This is a genomic window from Cupriavidus sp. FW305-46, assembly GCF_058787075.1.
This window is the reverse complement of record NZ_JBYSZI010000095.1, coordinates 1-16,449: the sequence shown is the minus strand read 5'-3', so window position 1 is coordinate 16,449 and position 16,449 is coordinate 1. Positions and strand designations below refer to the sequence as shown.

At 70.7% G+C, this 16,449-nt stretch carries 10 protein-coding genes and 1 pseudogene; 2 read left to right on the top strand and 9 right to left on the bottom strand.

Annotated elements, in window-relative coordinates; translation table 11 throughout:
* Positions 1-27 precede the first annotated feature (27 nt).
* Positions 28-2,889 carry a winged helix-turn-helix domain-containing protein gene (locus AC3WON_RS29295; protein ID WP_492353307.1) on the bottom strand — a complete coding sequence of 954 codons (2,862 nt, stop codon included), beginning with the start codon at positions 2,887-2,889 and terminating at the stop codon, positions 28-30.
* A 313-nt stretch (positions 2,890-3,202) separates the two neighbouring features.
* On the opposite strand from AC3WON_RS29295, the gene AC3WON_RS29290 reads away from it, so the two are divergent.
* Positions 3,203-5,971 (top strand): winged helix-turn-helix domain-containing protein, encoded by a 2,769-nt coding sequence (locus AC3WON_RS29290; RefSeq protein WP_492353306.1) that lies wholly within the window; start codon positions 3,203-3,205, stop codon positions 5,969-5,971.
* 30 nt (positions 5,972-6,001) lie between these two features.
* Here the strand turns inward: AC3WON_RS29290 and AC3WON_RS29285 are convergent, their stop codons facing one another.
* Positions 6,002-6,970, bottom strand: a complete 969-nt coding sequence (locus AC3WON_RS29285; RefSeq protein WP_492321045.1) for a Bug family tripartite tricarboxylate transporter substrate binding protein — start codon at positions 6,968-6,970, stop codon at positions 6,002-6,004.
* 252 nt (positions 6,971-7,222) lie between these two features.
* The gene (locus AC3WON_RS29280; RefSeq protein WP_492353305.1) at positions 7,223-8,386 is read right to left on the bottom strand and encodes a CaiB/BaiF CoA transferase family protein; all 1,164 of its coding nucleotides are present in this window, start codon (positions 8,384-8,386) and stop codon (positions 7,223-7,225) included.
* A gap of 222 nt (positions 8,387-8,608) precedes the next feature.
* Between AC3WON_RS29280 and AC3WON_RS29275 the strand changes: the two genes are divergently transcribed.
* Positions 8,609-9,328, top strand: coding sequence for a hypothetical protein (locus AC3WON_RS29275; protein WP_492321047.1), 720 nt, complete (start codon positions 8,609-8,611; stop codon positions 9,326-9,328).
* A 92-nt stretch (positions 9,329-9,420) separates the two neighbouring features.
* Here AC3WON_RS29275 and AC3WON_RS29270 read toward each other — a convergent pair whose 3' ends face one another.
* From AC3WON_RS29270 to AC3WON_RS29245, 6 genes and pseudogenes are all read right to left on the bottom strand, one after another.
* A complete protein-coding gene (locus AC3WON_RS29270) occupies positions 9,421-11,160 on the bottom strand; it encodes a long-chain fatty acid--CoA ligase (RefSeq protein ID WP_492321048.1) in 1,740 nt (579 codons plus the stop codon).
* Positions 11,161-11,191: 31 nt separating this feature from the next.
* Positions 11,192-12,424, bottom strand: coding sequence for an acyl-CoA dehydrogenase family protein (locus tag AC3WON_RS29265; RefSeq protein ID WP_492321049.1), 1,233 nt, complete (start codon positions 12,422-12,424; stop codon positions 11,192-11,194).
* A gap of 66 nt (positions 12,425-12,490) precedes the next feature.
* Positions 12,491-14,590 carry an acetate--CoA ligase family protein gene (locus tag AC3WON_RS29260; protein ID WP_492353304.1) on the bottom strand — a complete coding sequence of 700 codons (2,100 nt, stop codon included), beginning with the start codon at positions 14,588-14,590 and terminating at the stop codon, positions 12,491-12,493.
* A 65-nt stretch (positions 14,591-14,655) separates the two neighbouring features.
* Entirely contained in the window at positions 14,656-15,054 is a 399-nt protein-coding gene (locus AC3WON_RS29255; RefSeq protein ID WP_492321051.1) for a Zn-ribbon domain-containing OB-fold protein, read from the bottom strand.
* Positions 15,055-15,071: 17 nt separating this feature from the next.
* Positions 15,072-16,238 (bottom strand): thiolase family protein, encoded by a 1,167-nt coding sequence (locus tag AC3WON_RS29250; RefSeq protein ID WP_492353303.1) that lies wholly within the window; start codon positions 16,236-16,238, stop codon positions 15,072-15,074.
* A gap of 28 nt (positions 16,239-16,266) precedes the next feature.
* A pseudogene (locus tag AC3WON_RS29245) lies at positions 16,267-16,449 on the bottom strand (3-hydroxyacyl-CoA dehydrogenase); the annotation flags it as partial.

The window sequence follows — 16,449 nt, the reverse complement described above, 5'->3', positions numbered from 1 at the left end:
GGGGAGGGAGAGGGAGAGGGCGCGCCGTCAGTGCGGCGCTTCAGGCGGCTGGGCGCCGCCGGCCTGGTCCAGTTCGCGGTCGCGGGCGCGGGCCACGGCCTCGTCGCGGCTGCTGACGCCCAGCTTGCGGAAGATGTTGCGCAAGTGCCATTTCACCGTCTCCGGCGACAGGCCCAGGGTGCGCGCGATCTTCTTGTTGGGCAGGGCCTGGCCGAGCAGGCGCACGACATCGGCTTCGCGATCGCTCAGTTCCTCAAAGCGCGCGTCGGCCTTGGCGGTGCCACCGGCGGTTGCGACGGCGGCGGTGCATCCGGCCGCGCCCGCTGCGTCGGCACGTGGCGGCACGGCGGCCTGCAGGCGTTCGACATAGAAGGCCAGCACCGGATCCAGCGTGGGGTCGGCGGCCGCGCCGGCGATCTGGGCGAGCGCGCCCGGGCAGGCGTCGATCAGGCTGCGCATCAGGCCGAGGCGGTGGCCCCGGCGCAAGCCTTCCAGCACATGCGCGCGTGCCGGCCCGGTCTCGCCGCGCCGCGATGCCACCACCGCCGCCAGCATATGCAGCTGCGCCACATGGCGTTGCCAGCCGCGCGTCTCGCAGTAGGCGATCAGCGGCGCCATGCGGGCCGCGGCCCCGCGCATGTCGTCATGCGCCAGGCTGAGCAGCACGTGGGCGCGCTCGGTCACCATGTGGATCGCGTCCAGCGAACCGCGCGGCGCGTTGCGATGGCGTGCGGCAATGGCGTCCAGGCGGGCCAGCACGGCCTCGGCGGCGGCAATGTCGCCGCCGGCCAGGTGCAGCCGGAACTGGTTGGCCAGGCTCTGCGCGACCAGGCGGTCCAGGTGCAGCTGCGTGCCGTAGTCCTCCAGCCGCTCCAGCTGGGCGAAGGCATCAAGCCGGTGGCCGCTGAGCCAGTGCGCGGCCGCGAGCACGGTGTGCACCCGCAGCACCGAATCGGGGATCGATACCCGTTCGAGCACGTCGACGCGGTCTTCCAGCAGCCGGCGCGCAGCGTCCAGGTCGTTCTGTTCATACAGCACTTCGCCGAGCAGCGCCGCGGCAAAGTATTCCGGCTCGGCGCCGGCGCCGCCGTGGCCCACCTGTTCGACTTCACGCAGCACGTCGCGGGCGACGCGCTCGGCCTGGATCACGTTGCCTTCCAGCGCATGGCTGAAGCCGATCATGCAGCGGCCGTTGAGCATGCCGCTGGCGGTGCCCAGCAGCGGCGCGCCGTCGATCAACAGGGGCGGCGCCTCGGTCTGGATGCGGCGGGCGCGCTCGTAGTCGCCCAGGTGCATGTAGAGCCACGACAGCAGGTTGTTGCGCGAGCCGATGAAGAGGGCCGCAAGGTCGGGGGGCGCTGCCTCGATCTGCGGCAGCAGCGCCAGGGCGCTCTGGGTATCGTCGCGCAGCACCGCCAGGGAAAAGCGCAGCAGCGACAGCCGGTAGCGCAGCGAGCTGTCGCCAGGCGGGATATCGGCCTCCAGCCGGTTGGCGGCCGCGGCGCATTGGTCGAGGTCGCGCGAGAACATCTGCATGCGCAGCGCCAGCAGGCGCAGTTCGGGGCGCGCCTGCACCTGATCGGCGGGGATGGCGCGCAGCAGGCCGAGCGCCTTGCGCACCTCGCCGCGCATCATCAGGGTGTCGGCAAAGCGCTGCACCAGGTCGGCCGCGGTGTCGGCATCGCCCGCCAGCACCGCATGGCGCACGGCCTCTTCCAGCATGCGATGGTCGCGGAACCAGCGCCATGCCGCCGCGTGCACAGCGCGCTGCTGCGACTCGCTGCGCGAGCGGAACCGCTGCGCCAGTGTTTCGCGCAGCAGCGGATGCAGGCGGTACCAGGCTTCGCGTTCGGGCCCCTGCGCGGGCGTGATGAACAGGTTCTCCTGTTCCAGCCGTGTCAGCAGCGCCAGGATCTCGCCTTCGCCGCCCATTGCCTGCTCGCCCAGCGCCTCGCACAGCGATGCGGTGAAGCGTTCGCACGAGGCGGCGCGCACCAGCAGCTCGGCTTCGTCCGGCGCCAGGCGCGACAGCACCTCGCGTTCGAAATACTCGGCGAAGGCGCCGGCATCCTGCACGCTGGCCTGCACGAAGCCGGTGGCAAAGGTGAGGCCGCTGGCGTTGGCCTTCTTGCGCTTCCAGTGCGCGGCAAAGAGCTGCAGGCCGGCCACCCAGCCGTCGGTCAGCTCGTGCAGCATGCGCGCATCGCGCGGGCTGATGTCGCCCAGCTGGGCGCGCAGGAAATGCTGCGATTCAGCCAGCGTGAAGCGCAGGTCGCGCTGGTCCAGCTCCAGCAGCATGCCCTGGTCGCGCAGGCGCCCGAGCGACAGCGGCAGCGCTACGCGCGAGGCCAGCACCACGTGGAAATTGGCCGGGGCATAGTCGAGCAGCCACTGCAGCGGCTCCAGCACGCGCGCCGTCAGGTGGTGCACGTCGTCGAGCACCAGCGTCACGTCGCGCGGATGGGCGGCAATGCCGCGCACCAGCGTGATGATGGCGCGCTCGACGGCTTCGTCGTCGGTGCCGCGGTCGGCCAGCACCATGGCTTCGCGCGTCAGCGCGGGGCTGACCTCGGACAGGCAGCCGAGCAGGCGGTCGAGCCAGCGCTGGCGCTCGTTGTCGGCCGGCTCCAGCGTCAGCGCGGCCATGTCGAAGCCGAGCGCGAGCAGGTCCAGCCGCCACGCGGTCAGCAGCGCGGTCTTGCCGTAGCCGGCCGGGCCCTGCAGCACGATGCAGCGCCGGCGCCGTGCCTCGGTCAGCTGCGCCAGCAGGCGCTCGCGCGCGACCACGCGCGCCGCGCTGCGCAGCGACGCCGGCCGGGACGGCTGCGAGACTGGCGCGGCGGGCTGGCTACGGGGAGCGGCTGGCGGATTGGCTGGCGTCTGGGGCATGGACGAGGCAGGACGGTGCAGGTGAGGTGCGGAGGAAATGCGGGTGGGGCAGCGCGATGCCGGGCAAAGGCGGCACGTTGTCGCAATTGTACTGGCAGACGCGGCCAGGCCGGCTGTCCGGGTGGCCCGGGTGAGACGCGCACAGCACCCGCGGGCCACCCGGAACAGGTGGGGAAGGGTTTGCCGGATGTCCGGTCACAGGGCGTCGCCTTATATTCGCGCAGCGGCAAGCCCGCTGGCGAAGCGCGTGCCTGTTCATGCCTTCGCTCCTTCGTCCCTTTGCCCCGCTTCGATTGCGCACCGCTGGACGCCCATGGAAACCATACATGCTGCCGTCGCGACCCGCCTCGTGCCGCCGCGCCAGAACCGGCGCTCGATTGCGCGCGAGGTCCTGCTGCAGCGCCTGCACCATGCCCGGCATGGCCGGCTGATATTGCTGACTGCGCCTGCCGGCTACGGCAAGACCACGGTCATGGCGCAGTGGCGCCACCGCCTGCTGGCCGGCGGCGCGCGCGTGGCCTGGCTCACGATCGCGCCGGAAGACGACGACCTGGGCCAGTTCTGCGCCAGCCTCGATGCCAGCCTGCGGCAGGCCGGCATCCGGCTGTGCCGCCCCGGCCAGGAATTTGGCAGCGACCCGGCGCACCCCGCCGCCTTGCTGCCTGCCTTCGTCGCGCTGCTGGACGGCGTGCCCGGCGAGGTCTACCTGATGCTGGACGGTCTCGACCGCCTGCGGCACCCGGCCACGCTGGCCTTCCTGCAGGGCGTGCTGTGCGCGCGCCTGCCGCACCTGCATATCGTCGCCGCGGCGCGCGGCGAGGCCGGGCTGGCCCTGGCCCGGCTGCGCGCCGGCCGGGAGCTGGCCGAAGCCGGCCGCGCCGAGCTGGCCTTCAGCGTTGCCGAAACCCTGGCCTTCGTGGGCCAGCGCGTGGAAGGACGCACCGCGCGCCGGGAGAACTCGCAAGCCGCGATCGACATGGCGGTGGCGCTGCAGGAAGTCACCGAAGGCTGGCCCGCCGGCGTGGAGCTGGTTGCCGCATCGCTGCGCATGGGCCAGGAGGCGGCGTGGCCGCATGCGCAATCCGCCGCCCTGCATGCCTACTGGCAGGAGGAAGTGACCGCCGGATTGCCGCAGGCGTTGCTGGACTTCATGCGCTGTCTCGCGGTGCCGCGCCGCATCCATGCCGATCTTGCCGCGCTGCTTGCCGGCTGCGCGCAGGCGCCGGCGCGCCTTGCCGAGATCGCCGCGCGCGGCCTGTTCCTGGAGCCAGCCCCGCCCGAGCCGGATGAGGTTGCCGATGGGAGCGGGCACGGCTGGTACCGTTTCCACCCGTTGTTGCGGGCGCACCTGCTGCATGAGCTGGAGCACGGCACGGGCCCCGGGCCGCATGGACTGCCTGAGCTGCAGCGGCTGCACGGGCTTGCGTCCGCGTGGCTGGACCATTGCGGCAAGCCGGCGGAGGCCATCGGACACGCGCTGCGCAGCGGCGACTTTGGCCGCGTGCTGGCGCTGGTGGAGGCAACCGCGGCCCACTTGCCCGGCGTCAGTCCGCTGCGCGACTTCCTGCAGTGGGCCGACGGCATTGCACCCGCGCGGCTGGCGTTGCACCCGGCGCTGCTGCTGGCCTCGGCCTGGGCATGCGTGGTATCGGTGCGGCCGCAGCACGCCGAGCACTGGATCCGGCGCTGGGAAGCCAGTGCCGGGCCCGGCGTGGATACCGTCGTGCACGCCACGGTGATGCGTGCGACCATTGCCGCGCAGCAGGACGACCACGCGCGGGTGCAGTCGCTGCTCGACAGCCTGCAGGGCAGGCCGCCGGGCAATCCCGCGCTCGAGCAGATCCGCATGAGCCTGGCGTTGCGCTACGGCACCCTGCTGGGCTGCCAGCCGCGCTCGCGTGCGCCATACCGCTGCGCGGCGCAGCCCGGCGACACCGAGATCGCGCTGATGGGTGCCGGCACGATGGCGCTGATGGCCTGGGTCGAGGGCAATGCCTACGAGACGCTGCGGCTCGGCACGGACGTGCTGGCGGCCGCGCAGCATGCCTATGGGCGCCGCTCGATCGCGGCCAGCCTGTGCGCAGTGCCGGTGGCTGCCGCGCTGTACGAGCAGGACCGCATTGCCGAAGCCAGCGAAGTGCTGGCGGGCCGGCTGCAGACGCTGCGTACCGGCACCCCGGACGTGCTGATCGAAGCGGCGCTGTGCCATGCCCGGCTGCAATGGCTGGCCGGCGCTCGCCATGAAGCCCTGGCGGAACTGGTGGAAGCCGAAGCCATGTTCCACCGCCGTGGCCTGCCGCGCGGGGTGGCGCGCGTGGCGGCCGAGCGCCAGCGCCTGGCGCTGCTGGGCAAGGACCTGCGCCACGCGCAGCGGCTGCAGGCCTCGCTGGAGGAACTCGGCCGGCACGATCCGGGCGCTACGCCGCGCGGCCAGGAAATCGCCGCCGTGGCGGCGCTGGCCCGCGCCCGGCTGGCGCTGGCGCAAGGCGAGCCCGCGCAGGCGCTTGCCGCGCTTGGCACCGTGCGTGGCCTGTACGTGGCTTCGGTGCGGGAACCGCTGCTTGTGACGGTCGACCTGCTGCAGGCCACCGCGCTCGACGACCTCTATCGTCCCGATGAAGCGGCACCGTACCTCGAAGCCGCGCTGGCGGCGGGCGAGCGGCTGGGGCTGGTGCGCACCATCCTCGACGAAGGCGAACGTACCTTCGGCTTGCTGGCAGGCATGGCTGGCAGGGAGGACGGTGGCGCGGCGGGGCGCGGAGCATACCTGGCGCGCCTGTGCGAGGCCGCCGCGATGCCGGCGCCGCCGCCCGGGCCGGCCGAGCCCGGCGCCGAGCCCGCCGCCGCGCCGGCCGCGTTGCCGCCGGCCGACGTCGGCAAGGGCCGGCTGCTGACCCCGCGCGAGCGCGAGATCCTGGCGCTGCTGGAGCAGTCGATGTCGAACAAGCGCATTGCGCTGGTGCTCAACCTGAGCGTCGACACCGTCAAGTGGAACCTGCGGCAGATCTACGGCAAGCTCAATGTCTCGCGCCGCTACGATGCCATCCTGGTGGCGCGCAGCGCGGCGCAGCGGCCGGGCTGACCGCGCTGGCCGGCCGGCTGCGCGCGTGCCCTATTCCGCGGTGGCGCCGCTGGCCTTGATCATCTGGGCGACCACGGGCTCGGTCGCGTCGAATTCGCGCCGGAACTCCGCCGCAGAGTTGCCCACCGGATCCATGGCCAGCGCCTCGAGCCGCGCGCGCATGGCCGGCGACTGGATCGACGCCCGCGCTTGCGCTTCCAGCCGCGACAGGACCGCCGCCGGCGTGCCGGCGCGCGCAAACAGGCCAAGCCAGGCGGGCGAGCGCAGTTCCTGCTCTTTCAGCCCGGCCTCGGCCAAGGTCGGTACGTCGGGCAGTTCCTTGATGCGCTTGTCGCCCATCACGGCGAGGGCGGCAAGCCGGCCGCTCTTGATATGCGGGCCGAGCGTGCTCATCGAGCCGATCGCCCAGGCGACGTTGCCGGAGATCAGGTCCTGCGCCATCGGTGCTTCACCCTTGTAGGCCACGTGCGCCATGTCCAGGCCGCGCACCTGGTTCAGGTGCGCACCGACAAGGTGGGGGAAGGTGCCGACGCCGTAGGAGCCGTAGCTGACCTTGCCCTTGTTCTTCGCGGCCCAGTCCAGGAACTGCTGCACGTTTTTCGCCGGCACGTCCCGGTTCACGGCCAGCACGATCTTGCCGACGCACACCTCGGTGATGAAGGCCAGGTCCCGGCGCACGTCGTATGGCACGTTGCGGTACAGATGCGGCGTGTTGATCAGCGGCGAGGAGTGGGTGAGCAGGATCGTGTAGCCATCCGGCGCGCCGCGCGTGATGGCCTGCACCGCGATCACGCCCGCGCCGCCGGGCTTGTTGTCGACGATGATGGTTTGTCCGAGGCGCTTGCCCATGTCCTCGGCCAGCGCGCGCGCCACGGTGTCGGTGGCGCCGCCGGGCGGGCCCGGGACAACAAAGGTGATGGGGCGCGACGGGTAGCTCTGGGCACCGCTGGCGGCGCTCCACGCCATCGCTGCCATCGCGATCAGGGACTTCATGCGCATGATGTGATACCTCGGGAAAGGGGGTAGAAGGCTGCGCAGCAAGACTGGCTGCATGTGGGAAGTTATAGGATGCCAGGCAGCTTGCACGCCCCCCATTTCGGCTGGGCGGGATTGCCCTAGTTGGCGGCCAGTCAGCGTGGCAGCCAGGAAAAGAAAGCTCCGGCATGAGGCCGGAGCAAAGCACGCGGCCGGACGATGCCGGCCAGGTGGAGATTGGGTTGTACGGCGCGGCGCCTGCCGCGCGTGTGCGCCTTAGCGCGCTGCCATCAGCCCCAGGCCCTGTGCCTGCAGCTGGGCCACGCCATCGGCATCGAAGCCCCAGTCGCGCAGCGCGGCGGCGCCATGCTCGCCGCGCGCCGGCGCGGGCCCGGAGATCCCGGAGGGCGTGCCAAGGAAGCGCGGCGCCGGTGCCGGCTGCACCACGCCCGCGATTTCGACAAAGCTGCCGCGCGCGCGGTGATGGGGGGGGTTGGGCGCTTCGCTGAATTCCAGCACGGGTGCGATGCAGGCATCGCTGCCTTCGAACACGGCGCACCATTCGTCGCGCGTGCGGGTCAGGAAGACGGCCTCGAACTGCTTGCGCAGCGCGGGCCAGCCGTTGCGGTCGTACTGGGCCGGCAGATCCTTGCCGGCAAGGCCCAGCTTGTCCAGCAGCTCGGCGTAGAAGCGGCCCTCGACCGGGCCGATCGACATGTACTTGCCGTCGCGCGTGCGGTAGCTGTCATACCAGGGCGCGCCGCCGTCGAGCACGTTGGCCTGGCGCTGTTCGCGCCAGTTGCCCGAGGCCAGCATGCCCCAGAACATCGCGCCCAGTTGCGCGGCACCTTCGGTCATGGCCGCGTCGACCACCTGGCCCTTGCCGCCGCGCTGCACATTGAGCAGCGCCGCCACCACGCCGAGCGCCAGCAGCATGCCGCCGCCGCCATAGTCCCCGACCAGGTTCAGCGGCGGTACCGGTGCCTGCCCGGCGCGGCCGATACCCGACAACACGCCGGACAGCGCGACATAGTTCAGGTCATGGCCGGCACGGTCGGCCAGCGGGCCGGTCTGTCCCCAGCCGGTCATGCGCGCATAGACCAGCTTGGGGTTGAGCGCCAGCGCGGTGTCGGGCCCCAGGCCCAGGCGTTCCATGGTGCCCGGGCGAAAGCCTTCGATCACCACGTCGGCGCGTTCGACCAGCGCCAGCGCCGCGCGCTGCGCTTGCGGCTGCTTCAGGTCCAGCGTGACCGAACGGCGGCCGCGTCCGGTGATATCCACGCGTTTGCCGGTGGCCGACTTGGGCCCCAGGTCGGCCGGCGCCGCCGGGCGGTCGACGCGCAGCACGTCGGCGCCCATGTCGGCCAGCAGCATTGTGCCGAACGGGCCCGGCCCGATGGCTTCGAATTCCAGTACGCGGATTCCGCTCAGTACACCCATGGTTGTTCTCCTCATGCCCAGTCCTGTTTGCATGGGATGCACCCATGCCCTTGATTGCGCTTTTGCAGGTTGCAAGTAGACCAAAAGCCGGCACACCCTAGCCCCACCCGTATCAGGTAGGAGGCCGCCCACCCTTCCTGCGCTGCACAAAGGCGCTCCTATAATCGGTTCACCATGCGGCCGCCAGTGCGGGCCGGACGACGAAGTGAGCCGGAGCCAGAAGTGAGCAATACCCAGCGCGCAATTGCAGCGCCAACGCGGACACGGCAGGCCGCACGCCTGTTGCCGGTCCTGAGCGAGCTCAGGCAGGAGGTGCGCTCGCTGAGCCGGCGTGCGCATCGTCTCGCGCTCGCGCAGGCCGACGGTGATGACGACGCCTGCCGCCATCGGCTGGCGCAGTTGTTCGAGCGCTGGATCGAAGACGGCTCGCCGCGCGCGCAGGTGGTCTGCTTTGCCTCGGCCGCCGAGTTCGGCCTGCCGCTGCACCGGCATGCCGAGCGCTGCCGCGCCGCGGCGATGTGCGACGGCTCCGATGCGGTGCGCGCGTTGTACTGGGCGGCGCTGCACCGCACGCGCAGCCGCGTCGGCATGACCGCGCGGATGGAAGATGCGCAGGCCGCAGTGCTGCCCGTGGTGGCGCCGCCACCGGCTGCCGCGCAGCTGCGGGTGCTGCCCGCCGCATCGGTGCGGCCGCCGTGCCGCCGCTGCGAGCGCCTGCGCCTGGATGCGCGCTGTGCCAACGGCCACGGTGCCTTGCGTCCGCTGGGCGACATGCAGTGGCGCAGCCTGGCCGCCGGCGTGCAATGCCAGACGCGCGAGCACCAGTGCGATACCTGCAGCACGCGCTGGACCCAGCACCGCAGCGCGGCGGATCCCTTTACCGCCTGGACCATCAGCCGGCGCGGCAACGCCATGTCGGCAAGGGATGCATTGACAGCCTGAAAGCGATGCGACGGCCATGCTGCAGTGGCCGGCAAGAACAGAACAGCGCGCCGGACCTTGCGGACCGGCGCGCCGTTTTACTTGCGGCTGTGCTAGGCCTTATGGTTCGGCAGCGGAGCGCCCTGCATCTCCTGCTCCTGCAGTTCGCGCCATGCGATCTTGCCGGTGGCGGAGCGCGGCAGGCGCTCGACAAACTGCACGATGCGCGGCGCCTTGTAGGTCGCCATGCTGGTGCGGCACCACGCCAGCAACTCTTCCTCGGAAACGCCGGCGCCGTCACGCCGCACGATCACGGCCTTCACGGTCTCGCCCCGGTGCGGATCGCGCGCGGCGATCACACAGGCTTCCAGGATGGCAGGGTGGGTATGCAGGATCGCTTCCACCTCGGCCGGCCACACCTTGTAGCCCGAGGCGTTGACCATGCGCTTGAGGCGGTCGCGCATGACGAAGTAGCCGTCGGCATCGACGCTGGCAAGGTCGCCGGTACGGAAGAAGCGCTTGCCGTCGATCGTGATAAAGCTCTCGGCATTGGCGGCGGGCTGGTTCCAGTAGCCCAGCATCACCTGCGCGCCGTGCACCACGATCTCGCCGACTTCGCCGCGCGGCACTTCGGCCAGCGTGGCGGGATCGATGACGCGCGCGTCGACGCCGTAGGTCGGCACGCCCAGGTGCCCGGAGCGCGGCGCGGCGAGCGGGTTGGCGATGATGAACGAGGCGGTCTCCGTCAGGCCGTAGCCTTCGACGAACTGCAGTCCGTAGCGCTCCTTCATCACCCGCGCGGTGCTGTCGGGCACCGCCGCGCCGCCCCCGACCACGCAGGCCAGGCTGCCCAGGTCAAATGATTCGACATCCGGCTGCGCGAAGAACTCCACCAGCATCGGCGGCGGCGCCGCCCAGAACGTGACGCGATGGCGCGCTACCAGCTGCGCCGCGGTGCGCCGGTCCCAGCGCGGCAGCAGCACGATGGTGCCGCCCATGTAGACCGGCGCGTTGACGCCGTTCTGCAGCCCGAGCAGGTGGAACATCGGCGCCACCGCCAGGAAGGTCGATTCGGCGTGCGAGCGCCGCCACAGCTGCGAGCCCGCCACCGACACCATCACCGTGCGGTGGGTGTGCATGCAGGCCTTGGGCGCCCCGGTGGTGCCCGAGGTATAGGGCAGCATGCACAGGTCGTCCACGCCTGCGGCGCGCGGCGATGGCGTGATGCCGGCGGCCATGGCCTGCTGCCAGTGGACGGCGCCGGCCGGCAACGCCGCGCCCGACGAGCGCTGCTGCACCCAGTCCGGAATCGCGAGGCTGTCGTCGGGCTGCGCGGGCAGGGCATCGCCATAGTGATGCACGATCACGTGGCGCAGCGGCGTGGTGCCGACCAGCGGCGCCACCTGGCCGACCAGTTCGGTTGCGGCAAACGCGGCCACCGCGCCGCTGTCGGTGACGATATGGCGCAGCTCGTCTTCCAGCAGCATGGCGTTGGCCGGCACCACCACGGCATCGGCGCGCAGGATCGCGTGGTAGGCCACGATGAACTGCGGGCTGTTCTGGCTGAGCAGCACCACGCGGTCGCCTCGGCGCACGCCGCATGCCTGCTGCAGGTAGCCGGCCATGCGCTCCACCTGCGCCAGCAGTTCGGCATAGGTGGTGGCGCCGTGGTAGAACTGGACCGCGACCTTGTCGGGGAAGCGCCGGGCCGAGATCTCAAGGTTCTCCGCCAGGGTGGTGTGCGGCATATGGAAGACGCGCGGCACGTCGCCGAGCGCCACTGCGGCATCCACCGCAAGCGGGTCCGTGGGGGCGGCGGCGACGCCTGCATCGGGCAGATCGATGTGGGTCATGGTTGTCTCCTCTGTCATATTGCAGTTGCCGTCAGAACGCGGTATCGCCATCCAGCAGCCGGCGCGCGATGGTGCGGCGCTGGATCTCCGAGGTGCCGTCGGGGATGCGCATGGTGCGCGCCCAGCGATAGCCGGCTTCGAGCCTGAGCTCATTGGTCAGGCCCATGCCGCCGTGGATCTGGATGGCGCGGTCGTAGACGCGGCCCACCATCTCGGTGGCGCCGGCCTTGACCATCGACACCTCCTTGGTGGCCGGCAGGTCGTGGTCGACCAGCCAGGCGCAATGCCGGATCATCGACTTGGCGGCATAGATGTCCATGGCGCTTTCGGCCAGCATCATCTGCACTGCCTGGTGTTCGGCGATGGGCTGGCCGAAGGTCTTGCGCACCCTGGCGTACTCCAGCGCCTGCGCCAGCGCCCATTGCGCCAGCCCCAGGCAGGTGGCGGCCATGCTCAGGCGGCCGGCGTTGACGCCGTCCAGCGCCACATTCAGGCCGCGGTCTGCCGGACCGAGGCGGTGGCTGTCGGGCACGCGCACGTTGTCCAGCGAGACGATGCCGATATCCGCGCCCAGGTGGCCCATGATCGGGATCACGCTCGGCACCGAGAAGCCCGGCGTACCGGTCGGCACGAAGAAGCCGGTGATGCCGCCCTTGCGGGCCCGCGCCTTCTCTTCATCCGTGACCGCGAAGATCATCGCGTAGTCGGCGTAGGGGGCATTGGTGATCCATTGCTTGGTGCCGTTCAGCACCCAGTGGTCGCCATCGCGTACCGCACGTGTGCGCATGCCCAGCACGTCGGAGCCGGCGTCCGGTTCCGACAGCCCGAAGCACATGGTCTTGTCGCCGCTGGCGAGCCCATCGCGCACGGTGTCGAGCAGGGCCGGGTCCATATGCCTGAGCACCGGCGACAGCCCGTTGGTGAAGGGCGACGGCAGCACCACGGTCTGCACCAGGTGGCGCTCCGGTCCGCAGTGCGCGTTCAGCCGCTCCTGGATATACACCGATGCCTGCGGCCCGAGCCCGCCGCCGCCGAGAGACTCGGCGCTGAGCGCGGTATAGAAGCCCAGCTCCGCCGAGCGCATGCGCACCTGGCGGCGCAGCGCCAGCACGGCAGGCGTGTAGCGGCCGTTCTCGTCGTAGATGGTGCGTTCGCTGCCCAGCAGGGCACGGTGCTCATGCTCCAGCGCGGCCACTTCGCGGTCGATGAACTTGATCAGCGCATCGCCGAATTCGACCCATTCGCCAGGGGTATCAAAGTCCATGTTGCTGCTCTCCTTAGTTGGTCCGCGTCCCGGTCCGCGGGACGCACGTTGTTCTGAGGGGGGCGTTCAGCCCGGGCTGCCGAGTTCGAGCACGGCGTCGACCGCATAGGCGCCCTGGCCATCGGGCAGCGCGATCACCGGGTTCAGGTCCACGGCCTGCAGGCGCGGTCCGGCGCCGGCGGCGAACACCGACAGCCGCGACAGCGTGCGCGCGAGCGCGCGGATGTCTGCCGGCGGGCGGCCGCGCGCGCCCAGCAACAGCGGCGCGCCGCGGATCGAACGGATCAGCCGCTCGGCGACGTCTTCATTGAACGGACAGCGGTGGAAGACCACATCGCGCAGCACTTCGACAAAGATGCCGCCCAGGCCGAACATGGCGATCGGCCCGAATGCCGGATCCTGCTTGATGCCAAGGATGCATTCGACGCCGCCGCTGAGCTGGCGCGCCACCAGCACGCCGTCCAGTTGCGCGCCGGGCACGGCGCTGCGGGCGCGGGCCAGCAGCGCGGGGAAGCCTTCGCGCACGCCGGCGTCGTCCTGCACGCCGAGCAGCACGCCGCCGATTTCGGACTTGTGCAGGATGTCCGGCGACAGGATCTTCATCACGACCGGGTAGCCGATCTCGCGTGCGGCGAGCACGGCGGACTCTGCATCCGTGCAGGCGCGCTCGGGCGCGCATGCGATGCCGGCGCCAGCCAGCAGGCGCTTGGCTTGCGCTTCGGACGGCGTTTCGTCGGGCAGGGCGACCGGCGAGACCGCGGGCAGCGGCTCTGCCTGCACCGCGAAGGCCTCTCCGTAACGGCCCATGGCGGCAATCGCCCGGACCGCGCGGGTGGGGTCTTCGAACACCGTGAAGCCCTCGTCTTCATAGGCGCGCAGTACCTCGCGCGGGCCCTGCAGCACCAGCACATAGAGCCGGTCCGGGTAGCGCTCTCGCAAGCGCGCCAGCTGGCTGCGCAGCTCGGGCGCCACCGACGGCGTGCTGCCGGCATACGTAAAGAAGCCGAGCACCGAGCGGTAGCCGCCGTCGCGCACCATGGCTTCGGTGAAGGGCTCGATCAGCGACAGGTCGTTGACGAACTGCGCGGTGGTGTCCACCGGGTTGCGCGGCGAGCAGATCGGCAGCAGCTCCAGCAGGCGCGACTGCACCGGGGCCGGCATCTCCGGCATCGCCAGGCCGAGCTCCTCAGCGGCATCGGAAACGATCACCCCGGCGCCGCCGCTGACGGTGATCACGCCCAGCGTGTTGGCGGCGGGGAAGATGCCGCGCTGGGCCAGGCGCACGATATCGAGCATGTCCTCGGTGCTGCGCGCGCGCACCACGCCCAGTTCAGCCAGCACCGCGTCCACCACGGCGTCGTCGCCGGCGATGGAGGCCGTGTGCGAGCGCGCCGCGGCGCCGCCCAGCTCGCTGCGTCCGACTTTCATCATCACCACCGGCTTGCGTGCCCGGCGCGCCGCCTGCAGGGCCGACACCAGGCCATTGCCGTCGTTGATGCCCTCCGAGTACAGGGCGATGACCCGGGTGGCGGGATCATCCACCAGCAGCTGCAGCGCATCGCCCAGCGTGAGGTCGGCCTCGTTGCCGGTCATGATGACGCTGGACAGGCCGATGTCGGCGTTCCGGGCTGCCATCGCCAGGTGGCCGCCATAGGCGCCGGACTGGCTGACGATGCCGACCGAGCCGGCGCGCAGCGTGCCCAGGCCAATGCTTGACGCGAAGCTGCCGACAAAGCCGATATGCACATTGACCAGGCCAAGGGCATTGGGCCCGAGCAGGCGGATGCCGGTGCGGCGCGCGATGGCCAGCAACTCTGCCTGGCGTGCCTCGCCGTCGCCGCCGACTTCGGCGAAGCCGGCGCTGAACAGGATGGCGGCGCGCACGCCGCGCTCGCCCAATGCAGCGATGGTGTCCGGGACGTGCGCGGCCGGCACCGCCACCACTGCGACGTCGGGCGTTTCAGGCAGGTCGGCGACGCTGGCGTAGGCGGTCAGGTCCTGTACCTCGGCGTGTTTCGGGTTGACCGGCAGGATGCGGCCGGCGTAGCCAAGCGCGCGCATGGCCGCGATGGGGCGCCCGCCGATCCGCGCGGGATCGTCGGAAGCGCCGATGATGGCGACCGAGCGGGGATGCAGCAGGAAGGCCAGGGAAGGGGATGCAGTCATGGAAGTCACTTTGGGTTGATGCAAAGGCGGCGGTGCCGCAGGCAAGGCCTGCGGCACCGCGCGGCTCAGGCCAGCGTGAAGGTCGGTACCGGGGCGCCGCCATCGCTGGGCGAAAACTTCACCTGCACCTTCTGCCCGATCCGCACCGTGTCGAGGTCGCAGTCGACGATATGGGTCATCATGGCCACGCCTTCTTCCAGCGTCACATAGGCGATGCAGAACGGATTGGGGCCTGCGCGACGCGTCACGCTGAAGCTGTAGATCGTGCCGCGGCCGCTGGCCTGCTTCCATGAGGTGGTGCCCATGCAGAACGGGCACAGCACGCGCGGATACCAGTGGGGCTTGCCGCAGTCGTCGCAGACCTTGATCAGCAATTGCCCTTCGCGCGCGGCCTGCCAGAAGGGCAGGTTGTCGGGCTGCTGGTCCGGCGCCTTGTAGGCAATGGGGGTATGTGGGGTCGTCATGTCATTGCTCTCGCGCATCATTCACGTTCAAGGATCAGGGTGGCGCTGCCGTGGCGCGAGCCCAGGTAGCCGCCGGTGCCTTGCGCCAGCGCCAGGTCGCAGTTGGCGACCTGCACCGCCGGATGGGCCTCGCCGCGCAGCTGGCGCACGGCTTCGATGACCTTGGTGATGCCGCCGCGGTTGGCCGGATGGTTGTTGCACAGGCCGCCGCCGTCGGTGTTGATGGGCAGCTTGCCCACGCCCGAGATCAGGTTGCCGTCGGCGACGAACTTGCCGCCTTCGCCTTTCTTGCAGAAGCCCAGGTCTTCCAGCTGCATCAGCACGGTAATGGTGAAGCTGTCGTAGATCGACGCATACTTGATGTCGGCCGGGGTAACGCCCGCTTCGGCAAACGCCGCCGCGCCCGAGAAGCGCGCACCGGACCAGCTCAGGTCGACTTCGCCACCGAGCTGGCCCTTGATGTACTCGCCGGCGCCGAGGATCTTCACCCTGGGCCGCTTCAGGGTGGCGGCGATTTCGGGGCGCGCCATGATCAGCGCGCCGCCGCCGTCCGATACCACGCAGCAGTCGAGCTTGTGCAGCGGATCGGAAATCATCGGCGAGCTCAGCACGTCCTCGACCGTGACCACGTCGCGCAGCATGGCATGGGGGTTGTGCCGCGCGTGGTGCGATGCGGCCACCTTGACCCAGGCGAGCTGCTCGGCGGTGGTGCCGTACTCGTGCATATGGCGCATGGCCGCCATCGCGTACAGGTTGACCGTGACCGGGCTGAACGGGCTCTCGAACGGCGCGTCGGGCAGGTTGGCGCCCCAGTTGCGCGCCTGGGTGCCGCTGGAGCCTTCCGAACGCGGGCGGCCCGCCAGCGTGATCAGGGCCACATTGCACTTGCCGGCCGCGATGGCCTGCGCCGCGTGCGAGACATGGACCAGGTAGGCCGAGCCGCCGGTGTCGGTGGAGTCGACATGGCGCACCCTGAGGCCGAGATAGTCGACCATGTTGACCGCGCCCAGCCCCGGCGCGTCGCCGGCGCAGAAGTAGCCGTCGACGTCAGCCAGCGTCAGGCCGGCGTCTTGCAGCGCGCCCTTGGCGCTCTCGGCGTGCAGCTGCGCCACCGACTTGTCCGGTGCCTTGCGGGTCGGGTGCTCATAGGCCCCGACGATATAGGCCTTGCCGTTGATGCTCATGATGGTGTCCTCCGGGATGGCATGGGGGTCAGATCGGATCCCAGCCGATCACGTCGGGGGAGCGTTCCAGCTTGAAGAAGCTGTTGCGCATGGCCGGCATGGCGATCTCGCCCACGGTTTCAGGGGTCCAGCCCTCGCTCATATGCACCGAGCGCACCGGGCGCGGCTGGCTCATCAGGATGATCTCGTTGGCGCGCACCGCGAAGATCTG